Raw genomic sequence first — 15,935 nt, forward strand, 5'->3', positions numbered from 1 at the left:
AATTACTAGTAACTAGCAATTTTGAGAAGACAAAACAGTGTATTATTTTTGAATGCAAATCGCCGTGATTTCCTCACACCATGAATTCACACTTACAATCTCTATTTAGTGAGACTGATAGATCAAAGGAGAAAATTTCCTTGGTCTTACGATCACGTTTTACATTAGTTTTTGATTTTTATCAATCTATTACTGTTAATTTTTATAAATGATTTTTCTTTAGCAAATATTTTTATTTTCAGTTTAAAATTTCTTAAAATAAATATTAGCAATGCTCTCTTTTCTGAGAAAACTATCTAAACAATAAAGTAAAAATTAACGTTTGAAAAATCTTTAAATTGAATCAAAATAGAGCGATCGCATCAAAAAAAAACGCAGCATATTCGTCCATACTTTTTCATTTTGGCTCTATTGGTCTGTTTAATTAATTTTGATGAGTCGTAGGTGTTCAGTTCCCCGACAGCTTTTGCTAAGTCGGGGATCTATAACCTCATACTATATTTATGTGATAACTACTTAGAAAAATTTGGTTCTGCAATTTCAGGCCAAGTCTCAAAATTTCGTCGTACCCAATCCATACCAACTTCGTTATTGAGCTTAATTTTTTGAGGTGTATTTGAATAAATTTTCAGCAAAATCTCTGTATCTTGTTCTACAACTACTTTGGCAAAGTTAAGAATACTCTTACTAAATATTTTAAATACCGGATGTTTGGGTTTCCCAAACATTAATACATAGGTGCGTGTCCGCGTTTCCGATTCTGGCACAAACAAATGGCATTGAGCAACTTTACCAATCGCAGTTTCTCCATGAAAAATGACCAAAGACGGAAAGTGATTTTCTAAATGCGCTTTGATTTCTTTTGCTATTAAAAACAATTCCGGCTTTTTGATTTTTTCAGCTACAGTTGTAGGTGCTGTTGGCATATCATAAAAAGCATGAGATTCATGACCATTGTCAATAAAATTACCAAAATTAACTTCTGTGATCCGAAATAAGGGACGATGGGTACCGTTTTGATGATTATAATCGTGCATATTTAACAGCATAGGAAGCAAATCCGTTTCTACGCTGGTGTCTGCTGTGTAACCGATAAAGTCATATTCAGCAGCAATTTTATTTAAAATCTCAGGGATTTTGGCTTTTGGTTCTTGTCCACCATAAGACCAGATAAAATCCCCTTGAATAATTAACTCTAACGGTTGCAATTGTGGTATTGTTTTTTTGTTTGAACCTGGCAAAATAGTACAACCTTCACTGTCAAATTCTAAGGCGTGAAACGGACACACTACTACGCTGCTATTATCGTTTTTTTGTTCACACCAACCTTCTGATAACATTGCTCCCATATGGGGACAGGCGTTTGGTAAGGCGTTAATTTTACCCGTCGTATCTTTCCACAAAACATAGTCTGAACCATACATAGAGAATTTTTTCGGCTTATTAATCTCCAACATGGATTTATGTGCCAGTAACCAGGGAGCGCCAGCTAGCATGGATTTCATGTTATTATCCTTTTTTATTAATTAATTTTTTAATTAGTATGATTTAGTATTGGCTATATTGTCAAGTCTTAATTAATTTTTTAATTAATTAACAATGTCAATGTATCAGGATAGGCTATAAAAACATGTTTGTGGAGAATTTTGATAGTAGTGGTTCGTTCAGCTAAGATGAGACGCTCGTCTAACACTAGTCGCCAAGTTAGAGATCCGGAGGCGACAAAAAAGCAAATTTTAGATGCAGCAGAAGCAGAATTTGCCAAGCACGGGCTGAGTGGAGCGCGAATAGAGGCGATCGCCAAAGGTGCAGGCGTAACAACAGCGATGATCCACTATTATTTTGAGAACAAAGAAGGATTGTATCAAACAGTCTTGCAACGTCCGGCAACGGAAATGCATGATATGCTTGAGCAACTCGATCTTGAAAAATTACCAGCCCCAGAAGCACTGAAGAGTTTAGTCAGAGTGGCGATCGCTTACGAAGCAACTCATCCTTTTCGAGGAATGCTTTGGTTTCAAGAAGCCAATCAAAATCAAGGCAAATATTTTAAATTAGGTAATTGGCAAAAAACCTTTGCCCATATTATCAAAGTATTAGAACGAGGTATGGCAGAAGGGGATTTTCGCCAACTAGATCCATTTCTAGTATGTTTACAAATTGCTGGTATCTGTACTTTTTACTTTAACGCTCATGAGAATATTAAACATCTCACCCCAGATGTTGATAGGCTGAGTTCAGAAATGATTGAAAAATATACTCAAGAAGCAATTAATTTGATTTTGGCAGGAGTTGGATGTTAGGGGATTGGGGATCGCAAGAGAGACAAAGGGGACAAGGGAGACAAGGGAGACAAGGGAGACAAGGGAGACAAGGGAGACAAGGGAGACGAGGGAGACAAGGGAGAGTGGGATGTGCTTGGAGTGTGGGAAGACAAGAAACACCAATAACTAATGACCAATGACAAATCACCTAATGACTAATGACTAATGACCAAAACCATCGTTGTCAAAATTGGTACTTCTAGTCTCACCCAGCCAGAAACTGGACAGTTAGCAATTTCTACCATTGCAACTTTAGCGGAAACTCTGTCGCACTTGCAAAGACAGGGTAATCGGGTGATTTTGGTTTCCTCTGGTGCTGTGGGAGTGGGTTGTGCGCGCTTGGGTTTAACACAAAGACCAAAAGCGATCGCCCTCAAACAAGCAGTAGCAGCAGTTGGACAAGGGCGGTTAATGCGTGTCTATGATGATTTATTTACCACCCTGCAACAGCCAATCGCTCAAGTATTGCTAACTCGTAGTGACTTGGTACAGCGCAGTCGCTATCTAAATGTCTACAACACCTTTAAAGAATTACTGGAACTAGGCGTAATTCCTGTGGTGAACGAAAATGACACGGTAGCAGTGGAGGAACTAAAGTTTGGTGACAATGATACTCTTTCTGCTTTAGTTGCTAGCTTGGTACATGCAGATTGGTTATTTTTGCTCACTGATGTAGATAGACTTTACTCTGCTGATCCTCGTTTTGTACCTGATGCCCAACCGATCGCACTAGTTAGTAGTATAAAAGAATTAGAAGAATTGCAGGTACAAACAGGCAATCAAGGTTCTCAATGGGGTACAGGTGGTATGGTGACGAAAATTTCCGCAGCTCGAATTGCTACTGCTGCTGGCGTTCGTACCGTAATTACCGAAGGTAAACGCTCCCCAAATATAGAAAAAATACTACAAGGTGAATTAATTGGGACTCATTTTGAACCCCACCTAGAACCAACATCTGCTCGTAAACGTTGGATCGCCTACGGTTTAGTTCCTAGTGGAAAGTTGTATCTAGACGAAGGAGCAGTAGTCGCAATTTCTCAGGCTGGGAAATCTTTGTTAGCTGCTGGTATTACAGCCTTAGCAGGTGAATTTGATACACAGGACGCTGTGCTGTTGTGCGATTCTAAAGGTAACGAAATCGCCAGAGGATTGGTAAATTATAGCAAAGCTGACCTACAAAAAATTTGTGGTCTTCATTCCAGTGAAATTCCAGGAATTTTAGGATATGAAGGTGCAGAAACTGTAGTCCATCGGGATAATTTAGTTCTGACTTGAAAATGGAAAAATAGAGCCTGCGATTGAAATCGCAGTCTCATAGTGAAAGTCTGCTTTAGCAGACTACATTTTGTTAGGCGATCGCAAAAATCATTTCGGCGAACCCAGAAACTGGGGTCAAGATTTTTATTGTTGGTTGTGGTATTTTCCCGTGTCACACCAAAATCTAAACTTAAATCTAATTTTAGAAAAGCTGTAATTAAGCTAGACAATTTTTATAATTAATACCACGATACTTAAGTTGCAAACATTGCTGAACCGTAGTACTTTTAACCTGATTAATGTTGTAAGGCGCTCCTCGGTAAAAACCTTTTTTTGTATTATCTAAAGTAGGTATTTGAGTAGCCTGAGAGTGATAACGAACGCCACGATAAGATAGATGCATTTTTGCCTCTTTAACTAGCGAATTTTGATTGGTTGCTATATAACTAATCAAGCTCTTCTGAGGCTTTTACGAAAAAATTTTATTAAATTATGTAAATTAATAGAGAATGAGATTTAATTAAGTCATTGCTCATTGGTCAGCAAGTTTCGTCTTAGTCTATCTAAAGCACTACAAGCGCTGAGGTGACGAATTAAAGATCGATTCCGCCTTCCACCCCAACGATATTCAAAACTTTCCACTTCGCCGTTTGGTTTTGCTAAACCGATGTAAACCAAACCGACTGGCTTAGTCTCAGTTCCACCAGTCGGACCAGCAATACCAGTAATACTTAGCCCCCAACTAGTTCCAAGACGCGATCGCACTCTCAAGGCCATTTGTTCTGCAACAATAGCACTGACTGCTCCAAATTTTTCTAAATCTGTGGTGTTGACACCCAGAAAATTGACTTTAGCAGAGTTATCGTAAGAAATTACCCCACCCCAGAAATAATCAGAACTACCAGAAACTTCCGTCAGCATCTGTCCTAATCCACCGCCAGTGCAGGATTCTGCCACTGAGAGAGTTTCTCTTCTACTACGTAATAACTCACCAACCACCGAAGCCAGCGTATCATCATCAGCACCGTAATAATCCAGCCCTGCAATATCTTGAATTTGCTTTTGTACAGGCGCAATCAATTCCTGTGCTTCAGCTTCCGAAGTAGCTTTTGCTGAAACCCTTAGCTTGACTTCTCCCTTGCTAGCATAAGGCGCTACCGTGGGATTAGTTAAATTAAGATAAGCAGCTACTTTTTCAGCTAAAGCAGATTCAGGAATTCCCCAAAACTTCAACATTTGACTGTAAATAATTTCCTGACCCCAACCAAGGTTTCGCAAATAGGGTACTGCGGTTTCTTCCCACATCTGTTGCATCTCACTTGGTACACCAGGAAAAGTAAAAATCGTTAATCCGAGTTGAGGTTGCCAGATAATACCTGGTGCTGTACCCGTATAATTAGGCAAAATATCTGCTCCCTTGGGTATTAAAGCTTGCTTACGATTACTTGGTGACATTTGCCGACCGCGTTGAGCGTATTTGCGGGTAATATCTTCGATAATCTCCGGGCGTTCTACCAAGGGAGTGCCAAAAAAATCAGCAATAGTTTCACAGGTCAAATCATCTGGTGTAGGGCCAAGACCACCTGTAAAAATTAATATCTCTGCTCTTTGACTAGCTATTTTAATAACATCCTTGAGCCTTTGGGGATTATCCCCGACGACTGTTTGATAGTAGTGAGGAATCCCTAATTTTGCTAATTGAATTGCTAAATATTGAGCATTGCTGTTAAGGATATTTCCCAATAGCATTTCAGTACCAACACAAATAATTTCTGCACTCATAAAAATCAGCAAGTAGGCTCAAGAGAATAGACTTTTAAAGGTATAGAGAGTTTGACCACCGTTTGTAAGCAAAAAGTGGTGAAGAAGCAGATTCTTAAAAAAACCAACCGTATGAATGTAAACCCTTACCCAACAAATTCACGCCCAAATAACAAATCCAGACAACGACAAAACCACTAGCAGCTAGAATAGCTGGCCGACGTCCTTGCCAACCACGAGTGATACGAGCGTGGAGGTATGCTGCAAATACTAACCAGGTAATTAGCGCCCAAGTTTCTTTTGGGTCCCAACTCCAGTAAGAACCCCAGGCTTCGTTAGCCCAAACTGCACCAGCAATAATACCAATTGTTAAGAGAGGAAATCCGAGTCCAATGATCCGATAGCTAATATTATCTAGAGTTTCAGCAAGGCTAAGGCGTTGGGGAGAAAGGGGTTGAGAATTTTGAATATCAGATGTTGGATTTTGGATTGTAGGTACTAGTACGGTATCTAATACGGCGGTTTTACCATTGTTGGTAGATTCATAATGGGCAACACCATTACCATTATTCTCTGCAACAATTGCTTGTGATTGAGAAACTAATTCACCTGCTTTTTGTAAGCGGTAATTCTTGCTGCGATAGCCACCAGTACCGACAGAACTACCTTGGAGTTGGATATCTTGGCCACGAGTGACAACAAGAAAAGCGATCGCCAAAAGTGAACCAACCATCAAAGCAGAGTAACTCAACATCATGACGCTAACGTGCATCATCAACCAATTTGATTTCAATGCAGGTACTAAAGGTTCAGCTACTTGCATTTCGGATGGTAGTGTCAGGGTAGCAAAAGCGGTAATACTCATGGCGACAGGGGCGGTAGCAACTCCCACCAAACGACTGCGACTGTTGTTTTCTGCAATCAGATGGATAGTAGTGATCCCCCAAGCAAGGAAAAACAAAGATTCATATAAATTGCTCAGAGGAAAATAACCAGCCTCTAGCCATCGCGCTCCTAACATTGTTGCAATACACAAATTTGCGATCGCCATCCCTGCTGTTCCTAATGCTGGCAAGTACGGCAAGTTGGGAAAAGCCGCCCCACTCCAATAAATCAACATTGTGGCAAACAGAACAGCAAAGGAAGTATTATCTAACCAACTTTGAAGTTGAAGCAAATTCATAAAATGTTTTCCCCTGTGGATTCTTAGAGGTATGGATTCTCACAGTATTGATCCTAGCTGTTTTGGGGTAGTTAGTAATTAGTCATTTGTCATTTGTCATTGGGGATTCTCCAGAGGAGACGCTACGCGTAGACGCGCAAGCAGCTTCTCACAGAGTACGGGGATTGGGCATTGGGCAACAAGTTCTTACATTTTGAATTTTGAATTGATATGTCTCCCTGATCCCCGATCCCTATTTTCCACTTTCCTGACTAGACGAAGAACCTATATTTCCAGCTTTTTTAAGTGCTAGAAAAATGTCGTAGCGATTACTACGACTATCATCAATAGCAGATGTGATACCGATTGAGCGTGTTGCATTTAATAATATTTTTTGATTTGGTAGTAAAGTCGGTAGGGGAAAGTTTTGAGTTGCGCGTTCTACATCTAAGAAAAACTGACCATTGGTAGGATTCGGTTGTGAAGGTACTGTTTGTTGAAATAATGAAGTGTTAGCTAGGGTATTGTTGAGTTTGGGAATAATTTTATCGCTAACAGGAGCGCCAAGTGCTAGGAAAGCAACATCTCCGTCTAGCCAACCGTGGCTAGCGGTTAAAGTTCCTAGAGGTCCAATCCAGTTGACAACGGGTTTACCTGCTACTGTTGTCTGCTGAATCTGGAATTGGTATTGAGTTTTCATAACTTCATCAAGTTTTGTCAGAGATGTTTGCGCGCGGGTGCGATCGCTTGCTTGCACCATGAATACTAAAGAGGCACGGAAGTTATCTGATAAAGTATCCTTGGGACGATTGGGAATAACTGAAACTGAAAATTCATCACCCATCCAACTCAATAAATCTTGCTCAAAATCAAGATTAGTCAAAGATTTTACACCTGCTTTGAGCTGTTCTGGTGAAATAGGCGAGAGAGGATTCCCTTGGGATGTGGAAACGTAGTCTGTCCACAATTGCTGTAAGTTACCGCCAGAAAGCATCATCAATGTTTCGGGTGGTACGAGGCTTGGCATCTTTCCAGCTTTGTTTTCTACTTTGAGTGTGCGTTGACTGTTGGGATTAAGCCAGGAAATGCCTTTAATACGTATTCCTTGTGACTCTAAGGAAATGCTTCCAGCTAAACCTTGGTTATTTTGTAACTGTGCTAGAACTTGAGCAGGTAAATGACGATTACCAGATGCAGCAGCTATTTTCGCCGAGACAGGTATATTTACATAGAACTGAGCAAAGGCTTGAGTAGTAGCAATTTTAGGAAAATTATCCGTAAACCCCGCAGTTGTAGCGAGGGCAGTTTTATTTTTATATGCTTGAATCGCACGTTCTGTGGTTTTAGGATTATCAGTGATCACCAAGAAATGCTGATCTATCACTGCTGCTGATAAATTTTCTCCTGATGGTAAGTTAGTTTCTTTGATGGGAATTCCTTCATAGGTACGATTAATCCATTTATCTGCTTTTGGATTTCTTGGTTGTGCCAAAATATTTTTTGCTTTTTCAGGATTTTTAATTGGTAGCACTACCACCGTAGACTTTTGATTAATGGTAGTATTACTATCGCTTGCTACAGGTTTAGATGTAGATTTAATAGTTTCTGGGTTAAGAATTGCAATTGTAACTTGTTCGCCAACCCAAGGACTAATATCTTTTTGAAAGTCGTAACCATTATTAGTCAGAAAGCGATCGCGCAACTGTACTAAATTCTTATCTAGCTCGGTTTGAGTTTCTTTTGTCCCAAACTCTCTTAGTTTCTGCCATTGAGTGCGATCGGTCGTCAGAGAAACTGTAAACAGCGCATCTTGGGGAATTATATTTGCACCTACTGGTAAATTTCTAGACCATGATTGTCCCTGGGTTAACAACCAATACGCCGCAATACCTCCACCAATTAATATCCCAGCAGATGAGAGTGTGAGTACCAGAGATGGTTTCTTTTTCTTCATCGAAACAGATACAACGGGCAGCGTCATTGAAACAAATACCTCATTATAGGGAACTCTCTACTTGCTTGTTGGCAAAGTAAACCAAAAGGTTTCCTGATCTTTGAAAATGGCAATTACATTGTTTATTACTATAGACAGTTCAATATACTTCGGTAATAAGTTACCATTTTTTTCCAAAATTGCAATTTCTGGATGAACTATAACAATCGAGTTTTGTTTCTGAACTTATTATTGAAGCTAGGGAACTTTAGTTTTGAGGCTCTTATTAATAAGAAAATATTATTTTTGATACTTCTAAAAACTGGAATTATAAGGAAAAATTAAGTATATTTTTGTAATAAAATCAGTCTATGAAGTTACAGAAATAGCATATATTAGCTAAGTACATCTGATTATTTTGAGTAAGTTGATGAGAATAAACATAGCTACGTTACGAAAAGTAAACATGTACCAAATTCTTGCCCATGACCAATGACATAGACGCGCCTTCTTCGGCTTCTCGTAGAATATGACAAATGACGACTTATTTAGAGTTTTTTAGGTTGCGATCGCTGGATAAACCAAACTGTACAAAAAATAGTTTGCAGTGCGGTTTACCCTACCAGACCAACCTAAATTTTGCAAAGATTTCTCTAATTGAAGTGGTTCATGGAAAATCTTTACAACACGATAAGTTCGCCCATCATTTAACTTTCTCTCTGAATATCCTTGTTGATGCAAAGTTGCATGATTACGGGCTGTTGATTCCTGGTTAAGCAAGCTGTCTACAAAAAAAACACGACCATTAGGTTTCAGCGCCTCCTTAACCATTTGCCAGAAAGCTACGAATCTCTCCATCGGGACATGTGATAGCCAAAATCCGAAGAATATAAAATCAAACTGTTGAGTGGGAAACCAGTCAAACAAGTCAGCAACAATATACTCTACAAAGGCGGAACCAACACGTTGCTGATTCAACGCGATAACTTCAAAAGAAGCATCCACCGCAGTCAAATGTGTCCCAAAAGATACCAAGTGTTGAGTCCATAACCCAGTCCCGCAAGCTAGTTCTAAGATATCGCCCGATGGTGCAGCATTTTGAAGAGCTGCTTCTACTTCTGCAACTTCAGAAAACCACTGTTGACGATGCTTTTCACCGCGATCATAGCGTCCCTGACGCAAAAACCACTCATCGTATTGTGAGGCACGTTGACGGTAGTATTCGATTTGCTCTGCCAAAATGTCAGCGTTCATTAACTAACAAACCTTTTGTCTCCTGCTCTTTGTCTTTTGGCAATAGCTGAGTTAATCCCAAGTATTTTGTTAAATAGGGTGAGAATACTTCGTAAATTAAAGTTAACGGCTGTCCATGATGCCAAAACAAGTAATGACGACCCCAAAATGGTCCTTCCTCATTAAAGCCAGACTGTAACGCATCTGAGTAACCGTAGTATATTCCTTGGATATCCCGATACAATTCTGTGCGGAGACGGGCTAAACTTGCCCAAATAGGTAATGAACGATTTTGTAAGTATTCATCTACATGAGAAGCTTCCCACCATGAAGTAGCATACGCTAGCCTCTGCCCAGAAGCAGTGCGTAGCCATACTTGGCGTCGCAGTCGTGGTCCTGGTACAGCTTTAATTAAATCAGGAGCGCTATCTAAATCCATGCCAACCAATGACATGTCAATGACATCCACTTCTGTTGGTTCACTTGTGAGCAATTGTAAGTGTCTAGTTGGGGAGCCGTCACCTAAAAGCAACAATTGCCAGGCTGGTGCTAGTTGAGCATGTGCCAAACCTTGTTGAATAACTTCCTCCCCACCTTGCCATATTGGAGTAAGACGGTGCCACCCCGTTGGCAATGTTAAGTTGTTTGTCGGTGTAAAAGTAGCAGTCAATGTTCTTTACAAAACTTCACCTCTTTCTATGTAAGCACAAAAAACCTTATTGCCCAAGAGGATGTCGGGGAAATAAAGGATTAGTTAGTTAAAACGAGCGCGGCAGGACTCGAACCTGCGGCCGATTGCTTAGAAGGCAATTGCTCTATCCACTGAGCTACGCGCCCATGTTAAAAAAGGCTTTAGGTAAAGCCAGCGTGTTCATTGTATATGTCTTGTTGTCATAATGCAAGCCTTTTTATTTGCTGCTATAAAAGAAGGCAATTTCTTTTTCTTTGAGAGGTGCAAAGCCAGCATCTACTAGCTTTTGGTTGAGTTCATCTTGGGGGATGTGTTTGGCTCCGATCCTGACTATGCGCGATCGCATGGTATTACTAACACCACTACGCTGTCTGTTTGCCTCTAATCCCATGACTTGATGATAAAGTTTCAGCTTGGCGGGTGGAATGGAAGTACCGTCAAAATCAATTCCTTGGGCGATCGCCTCATCAACAGCATCAGCACCCTTGCTCGTTGGCTGAACTTCGTTGGTTTCGGTAGTCATGACTATATCACTTTATCGTTACACTTGGATTTTACCAAGTATTAGGACACTCAGTAATAGCTACTTTTTCCAGACTCCTGATTTTTGAAAAAGCTTGTTCCCAAGCAGGTTTAATGCAGAAGAATCAACAAAAACTAGATAATAATATCTAAGGTATTGCCGTATATTTTCGTATACGCTTGTATATATAAAATTTTTGGTTTAATCTCTAACCAAAGGTATAGTCAATCTAATTTAAAATTGACTATTCGGAATTTTGGAAGTTAGTTCTAATTTCTAAATTCCGAATACCGAAATTCACAATTGTTTTGGTCATAGGTGGTGCAATGTCTGACCCTCATACTCCTCAAAAAAAAGACCGTACCCTAGAAAAAGCTCTGACCAATAAAATTATTGATGATTATTTTGAAAACTCAGAAAGCTGGCTAAGAGCAATTTTGCGGATGTGCATCTTCTCTTTGGCTCATCTTGATGGACAACCTGTGTTTATGGTGGAATGTCCTAATCAAGCCGTAGCCAAGCGATTGAGCCGTAAAACCTATCCTTTTCGAGGCATGGTATATTATTTAACAGATGACTTCAATGCTAGTGATCGCTCCTTGTTTTGTTATCAAGAAAACAAAGAAGGATCATGGCGCTGCTTTGACACCAGCATTAATGCTTGGACTGACTTGAAGGCAAAAACCAGAAGACAGGAAGCAGAAGGGTAGATAGTGGTTAGTAGTTAGTGGTTATTTTAATCCCCAATCCCCGTTACCCCTTATCCCCTTTCCTCAATCCCCTATCCCCAACTTCTCACCTCTGTGGGCGTGTCACCAAACCACCAACAAACGCCCCCAAAATTGTGCCAGTCCATAATCCTGTAGTACTACCTTGCCAGATCGCGCCTGGTGTTACCCAAGCATTACACGCCTGCTTGAAACCCCAGCCTTGATTTTGACATTTTTGGCTATGAAGACTTAAGCTGACTTGCCCTCCAATATAACCACTCAAAAAGCCCGATAGTAAAGCAAAAAAGGTGCAAATTAGAATTCGGTTTTTAGCCATTCTTTAATTTTTTATTAACAGCGCAAGACTTTGCGCTCGTACAGTAGTTCATTGTGATTTCAATAAATCTTATCAGACTAAGCAATTAAGTCCGCAAGAAGCCCGCAAGTAAACTGCGGGCTAATAGCGCAAGTCTAATAGAAGTAGACTGAATAATTAAGCAGATTTTTCAGTTTTTTGGCTGAACCAAAGTTTTGATTCAATCGCAGGCGGATTTTTTGAACATTTGGGATGCTCCCATTTAAGCTGCGATCGCACTCAAATTTAACTGAGAATAGGAGAATACAAGCCCTCAATACGTTCACAAAATCCTGATACATCAACCTGTATTTCTCATACCAGCAGCAATACCGTTAATTGTCAATAGTGCGCCGCGTAGCAATTCGCCTTTACTATATCGTGAGTGAATCACTCCAGATGTGGATATATTCTTAGACTGGCGTAAGCGCTTCAGGAGGGAAACCTGAATAAAGCCCAAGGGTACAATTGTACCATTGCGTAACTGTACTGATCGCTGTAAGACAGGATCACCATCTAAAAGTCTTTGGTGTTCAGTAATATTTAATACTAATTCCCGTGTGAGATAGTATTCGCTGGCTATTTGTTCAAATAATTTCTCGAAACGAGGCTTATCTTGTGGATCAGATAACTCTTCGACATAACGCTGCGCCATTTGCAAGTCTACTTTTGCCAAAGTCATTTCTGCTTTGGAAATCACCATTTTAAAGAAGGGCCATTTCATATAGAAATAGCGTAGTAATTGCAAGTTTTCTTCTGGTTCTTCGTTTAAGAACTCTTGTAAAGCTGTACCAATACCGTACCACGAAGGAAGCAAGAACCGCGTTTGCGTCCAGCTAAATACCCAAGGAATCGCCCGCAGACTGCTTAAGTCTTTTTTACCAGAAGGACGACGGGCTGGACGAGAACTAATTTGGAGGAGGCTAATTTCTTCTATGGGTGTAACTTGGTGGAAGAAGTCGATAAAATCTGGTTGTTCGTAGATCAGCGAACGATAATGAGTGCGCGATCGCACTGCTAATTCTTCCATAATTTCGTTCCAAGGTTCAATATCATCAAACCCTGTTTTCAGCAAGCTGGCTTGAATTACAGCAGTTGTAACAGTTTCCAAATTGTACAGCGCTAAATCACGTAAGGAATATTTAGAAGCTAATACTTCCCCTTGTTCGGTAATTTTGATGCGTCCATTGATACTATGACCAGGCTGTGCCAAAATCGCCTCGTAAGCTGGGCCACCTCCACGTCCGACAGAACCGCCACGTCCGTGGAAAATCCGCAAATTCACACCATGATTTTCAGCTATTTGCTGTAGTGATTTTTGGGCTTTATGAATCTCCCAGTTGCTACTTAAAAAGCCAGAGTCTTTGTTGCTGTCAGAATACCCCAGCATGACTTCTTGGAGGTTAGGAGTCAGGGGAGATGAGGAAACATTTTCTCGATCTGTAATCCCCTGTCCCCGATCCTTTTGAATTTCGGCGTAACCACCTGCTAATAAGGCACGATATAAAGGTAGTTCAAATAGTTGTTGCATGACACTGCGGGAGCGTTGCAAATCTTCTACAGTTTCAAATAGAGGAACTACTTGAATCGTACCTACTGCTGTTCCAGGATCGTAAAGTCCTGCTTCTTTAGCAAATAGCAAGACTTCTAGGACGTCGCTAACTTGGCGACACATACTAATGATGTAGGTTTTGCAGATATCATTACCAAACTCACGTTGGAGCGATCGCACTATCCGTAGAGTTTCGATAATATCGTTGGTTTTTGGTGAAAATGGTAATTCAGCAGGAATCAATGGACGGCGAGTTTGCAATTCTCCGACTAACCAAGTTACTTTTTCTTCCTCTGTAAGTTCGTTGTAAGAACACTTTAAAATCTCAAAGTATTCTAAAATGTCATTTAAAGCATCCGAATGACGGGTTGATTCTTGTCGGATATCTAAACAAGTCAAGTTGAAACCAAAAATTTCTACTTGGCAAATCAGATTTTCTAGTTCCTGACAGTTGAGTCCTGTTTCTGCTAAGTTGCGTTCAATTAGACGTAGTTCAGCTAAAAAATCTTCTCCAGAACGATAAATAGGAACTTCGGTTTTGGGTGTCTCTCTTGTGTATAAAGCTAAGTTGCGATCGCGTGTATTTTCCAGTCGCTTCAGCAAGTAGGACATTTTCAAGCGATAGGGTTCTTGGCGATAACGCAGTGCTAATTCGTCGTAAACTTCACTTAACTGGGACTGGTCTATTTCTAATGATTCCAGTAAATCTGGTAAGACATCACTCCAGTGCAGCGACACACTCAATAAATTAATTAGTCGTTTTACTGACTGAATATATCTTTCTAAAACAATTGTGCGCTGATAACAAGCAGTCTCCCAGGTAATTTCTGGAGTGACTGAGGGGTTCCCATCTCTGTCTGCACCTACCCAAGAACCAAACTTGCAAAAGTTCTTGCTTGGCGGTTCTAGCCAGGGAAAAGTATTAGCCAAAGTATATTTGAAGCGTTTGTAAAGTTGGGGAATCGCATCAAATAAGACTTCTTGGAAGTAGTGCAGAGCATAATCTACTTCATCAAGTACAGAGGGTTTAAACTGGTGTAATTCATCAGTACGCCACCAGAGGCGAATTTCTTGGATTAACTGTTCTCGCAGTTCTGCTACTTCCCAAGCATAATCAGGGTTTCCCACACGTTTTTCTGCAAGATCAAGTTGTTGCAGCAAATTTACCACTCGTCGCTGTTTATCGCGGATGGTATGACGAACAATTTCTGTGGGGTGAGCAGTGAACACTAATTGCACATCCAATTGGGCAATTAGGCGTTGAATTTGTTGTGGTGGTACGTTTAGCTGGTATAACAGGGGAAATAGAGTAGCGAAAGTGTCTTTACTTTTCTTACTTGAATTGGCTTGCCAACTCTTGCTTAACAATTCTGTCCCCAATCCACTGTTGAGACAATTTTCTGAAGCGTCAGAATTTGGAGAGGGAATTGCGTTTGGTATTTCCTGAGTCCCTGGTTCACTTACCGCCTCATAGCGAGTCATCTGCTGCCGTTGTTCGTAGTCCTGCTCTATGATATTGATCAGCTGGAAGTACAATGCAAAGGCACGAGTCGCTCGGATAGCTTCGTTAATATTTAACTGCTCAATTAATTTAAAGACAGAGGAGGCTTGATCAAGAGTTGCTTGTCCTTCTGGTGAACACAAATCACGTAATTGACGCAAAAGATCTACCATTTTTTGGCCACATTCTTGCCGGAGTACGGACTCCCACAATTCTTCTACTATTTGTAGCCGATGGCGCAAAAATAAATCAGAGGCGGGGTAGATATTCACTTCCTGGGCGTAAAAGTATAAAAGAGAACTCATATGTTGTGTTCTAGTAAAGCCAATTACTTTTTATGATTTCAGGTTTTGCTCTTGACCGTCATGGAATTTGCCACAATAATTTTGAGAAAAACTAGTATAATATTTAACGCTAATTTTCTGGATTTGGTTCTGGAAAGTCCAGTATGGGAAGGCGATCGCCACGAAATAATTCTTCACTTGCTTCCCCAAGAGCTTGTAATGTTTCTGAGGTAGCTTTCTCTGCTAATAACAACATCATGACTGATGCTGTACCCATTTGCAAAAGCAAAGATTGGGGAATAGTGAATAAACCCAAATTAAGTCCTGAATCGGCTGAAGATTGTGAATTATTAGCTTGCATAGGTAATTCTCGTGCTTTGGAGGAAATCAATATCAGGTAGCAAAATAAAACAAAGCTCTGATTTGAGGATTTTAAATCATGAATCTTTAAATATTTGCCATTTTGCAAATTAATCAAGTTAACAAAAGTGTTAAAACTTCTTGGTGGATAATTCTATGGTTCTAGTTTACAAGTGATTAGGGGATTGGGGATCCGGGTCAGGGATCGGGAATTGAAGAAAAGGGATCAGGGATTGGGAAAATCAATAGGAAGAGATTCCCTTATGTCTCCCATGTCTCCCTTTCCCCA

General features: G+C 40.2%; 14 protein-coding genes and 1 tRNA gene. 3 read left to right on the forward strand and 12 right to left on the reverse strand.

Annotated elements, in window-relative coordinates; genetic code table 11:
• Window positions 1-512: 512 nt before the first annotated feature.
• Window positions 513-1,496 carry a Rieske 2Fe-2S domain-containing protein gene (locus AC5JMK_RS09450; protein WP_096678762.1) on the reverse strand — a complete coding sequence of 328 codons (984 nt, stop codon included), beginning with the start codon at window positions 1,494-1,496 and terminating at the stop codon, window positions 513-515.
• Between the two features lie 177 nt (window positions 1,497-1,673).
• Here AC5JMK_RS09450 and AC5JMK_RS09455 point away from each other — a divergent pair, with 177 nt between their 5' ends.
• Window positions 1,674-2,303 carry a TetR/AcrR family transcriptional regulator gene (locus AC5JMK_RS09455; protein WP_495909951.1) on the forward strand — a complete coding sequence of 210 codons (630 nt, stop codon included), beginning with the start codon at window positions 1,674-1,676 and terminating at the stop codon, window positions 2,301-2,303.
• Between the two features lie 186 nt (window positions 2,304-2,489).
• Window positions 2,490-3,599, forward strand: coding sequence for a glutamate 5-kinase (proB, locus tag AC5JMK_RS09460; protein ID WP_495909952.1), 1,110 nt, complete (start codon window positions 2,490-2,492; stop codon window positions 3,597-3,599).
• Window positions 3,600-3,798: 199 nt separating this feature from the next.
• Here the strand turns inward: proB and AC5JMK_RS09465 are convergent, their stop codons facing one another.
• The 8 genes from AC5JMK_RS09465 to AC5JMK_RS09500 form a co-directional block, all read right to left on the reverse strand.
• Window positions 3,799-3,984, reverse strand: a complete 186-nt coding sequence (locus AC5JMK_RS09465; RefSeq protein ID WP_096678758.1) for a DUF4278 domain-containing protein — start codon at window positions 3,982-3,984, stop codon at window positions 3,799-3,801.
• Window positions 3,985-4,106: 122 nt separating this feature from the next.
• On the reverse strand, window positions 4,107-5,363 hold the full coding sequence (locus tag AC5JMK_RS09470; protein ID WP_096674561.1) for a competence/damage-inducible protein A: 1,257 nt from the start codon (window positions 5,361-5,363) through the stop codon (window positions 4,107-4,109).
• 94 nt (window positions 5,364-5,457) lie between these two features.
• Complete coding sequence (gene ccsB / locus AC5JMK_RS09475) at window positions 5,458-6,525, reverse strand: c-type cytochrome biogenesis protein CcsB (RefSeq protein WP_096674559.1); 1,068 nt, start codon at window positions 6,523-6,525, stop codon at window positions 5,458-5,460.
• A gap of 232 nt (window positions 6,526-6,757) precedes the next feature.
• A complete protein-coding gene (locus AC5JMK_RS09480; protein ID WP_096674557.1) occupies window positions 6,758-8,485 on the reverse strand; it encodes a DUF3352 domain-containing protein in 1,728 nt (575 codons plus the stop codon).
• Window positions 8,486-8,995: 510 nt separating this feature from the next.
• Complete coding sequence (locus AC5JMK_RS09485; RefSeq protein WP_495909953.1) at window positions 8,996-9,691, reverse strand: class I SAM-dependent methyltransferase; 696 nt, start codon at window positions 9,689-9,691, stop codon at window positions 8,996-8,998.
• Window positions 9,681-10,340: a chorismate lyase gene (locus tag AC5JMK_RS09490; protein WP_096674553.1), complete on the reverse strand. Its 660-nt coding sequence runs from the start codon at window positions 10,338-10,340 to the stop codon at window positions 9,681-9,683. Before AC5JMK_RS09490 ends, AC5JMK_RS09485 begins: the two co-directional genes overlap by 11 nt.
• A 94-nt stretch (window positions 10,341-10,434) precedes the next feature.
• Window positions 10,435-10,507 (reverse strand) — tRNA-Arg (locus AC5JMK_RS09495).
• A 71-nt stretch (window positions 10,508-10,578) separates the two neighbouring features.
• Window positions 10,579-10,884, reverse strand: coding sequence for a small RNA NsiR4-regulated ssr1528 family protein (locus tag AC5JMK_RS09500; RefSeq protein ID WP_096674551.1), 306 nt, complete (start codon window positions 10,882-10,884; stop codon window positions 10,579-10,581).
• 326 nt (window positions 10,885-11,210) lie between these two features.
• Here AC5JMK_RS09500 and AC5JMK_RS09505 point away from each other — a divergent pair, with 326 nt between their 5' ends.
• On the forward strand, window positions 11,211-11,594 hold the full coding sequence (locus AC5JMK_RS09505) for a hypothetical protein (protein ID WP_096674548.1): 384 nt from the start codon (window positions 11,211-11,213) through the stop codon (window positions 11,592-11,594).
• Between the two features lie 85 nt (window positions 11,595-11,679).
• On the opposite strand, the gene AC5JMK_RS09510 is transcribed toward AC5JMK_RS09505, so the two are convergent.
• From AC5JMK_RS09510 to AC5JMK_RS09520, 3 genes are all read right to left on the reverse strand, one after another.
• Entirely contained in the window at window positions 11,680-11,931 is a 252-nt protein-coding gene (locus tag AC5JMK_RS09510) for a hypothetical protein (RefSeq protein WP_096674546.1), read from the reverse strand.
• Window positions 11,932-12,250: 319 nt separating this feature from the next.
• Window positions 12,251-15,307 carry a phosphoenolpyruvate carboxylase gene (gene ppc, locus AC5JMK_RS09515; protein WP_096674544.1) on the reverse strand — a complete coding sequence of 1,019 codons (3,057 nt, stop codon included), beginning with the start codon at window positions 15,305-15,307 and terminating at the stop codon, window positions 12,251-12,253.
• Between the two features lie 109 nt (window positions 15,308-15,416).
• Window positions 15,417-15,647 carry a hypothetical protein gene (locus tag AC5JMK_RS09520; protein WP_096678756.1) on the reverse strand — a complete coding sequence of 77 codons (231 nt, stop codon included), beginning with the start codon at window positions 15,645-15,647 and terminating at the stop codon, window positions 15,417-15,419.
• Window positions 15,648-15,935: the final 288 nt, after the last annotated feature.

This window comes from Pelatocladus sp., assembly GCF_059505505.1.

What these genes read in the sequence shown, in the direction of transcription:
- AC5JMK_RS09450 (WP_096678762.1), bottom strand. Translation starts at nt 1,496, where the DNA reads ATGCTAGCTGGCGCTCCCTGGTTACTGGCACATAAATCCATGTTGGAG.
- AC5JMK_RS09455 (WP_495909951.1), top strand. Translation starts at nt 1,674, where the DNA reads ATGAGACGCTCGTCTAACACTAGTCGCCAAGTTAGAGATCCGGAGGCG.
- proB (WP_495909952.1), top strand. Translation starts at nt 2,490, where the DNA reads ATGACCAAAACCATCGTTGTCAAAATTGGTACTTCTAGTCTCACCCAG.
- AC5JMK_RS09465 (WP_096678758.1), bottom strand. Translation starts at nt 3,984, where the DNA reads ATGCATCTATCTTATCGTGGCGTTCGTTATCACTCTCAGGCTACTCAA.
- AC5JMK_RS09470 (WP_096674561.1), bottom strand. Translation starts at nt 5,363, where the DNA reads ATGAGTGCAGAAATTATTTGTGTTGGTACTGAAATGCTATTGGGAAAT.
- ccsB (WP_096674559.1), bottom strand. Translation starts at nt 6,525, where the DNA reads ATGAATTTGCTTCAACTTCAAAGTTGGTTAGATAATACTTCCTTTGCT.
- AC5JMK_RS09480 (WP_096674557.1), bottom strand. Translation starts at nt 8,485, where the DNA reads ATGACGCTGCCCGTTGTATCTGTTTCGATGAAGAAAAAGAAACCATCT.
- AC5JMK_RS09485 (WP_495909953.1), bottom strand. Translation starts at nt 9,691, where the DNA reads ATGAACGCTGACATTTTGGCAGAGCAAATCGAATACTACCGTCAACGT.
- AC5JMK_RS09500 (WP_096674551.1), bottom strand. Translation starts at nt 10,884, where the DNA reads ATGACTACCGAAACCAACGAAGTTCAGCCAACGAGCAAGGGTGCTGAT.
- AC5JMK_RS09505 (WP_096674548.1), top strand. Translation starts at nt 11,211, where the DNA reads ATGTCTGACCCTCATACTCCTCAAAAAAAAGACCGTACCCTAGAAAAA.
- AC5JMK_RS09510 (WP_096674546.1), bottom strand. Translation starts at nt 11,931, where the DNA reads ATGGCTAAAAACCGAATTCTAATTTGCACCTTTTTTGCTTTACTATCG.
- ppc (WP_096674544.1), bottom strand. Translation starts at nt 15,307, where the DNA reads ATGAGTTCTCTTTTATACTTTTACGCCCAGGAAGTGAATATCTACCCC.
- AC5JMK_RS09520 (WP_096678756.1), bottom strand. Translation starts at nt 15,647, where the DNA reads ATGCAAGCTAATAATTCACAATCTTCAGCCGATTCAGGACTTAATTTG.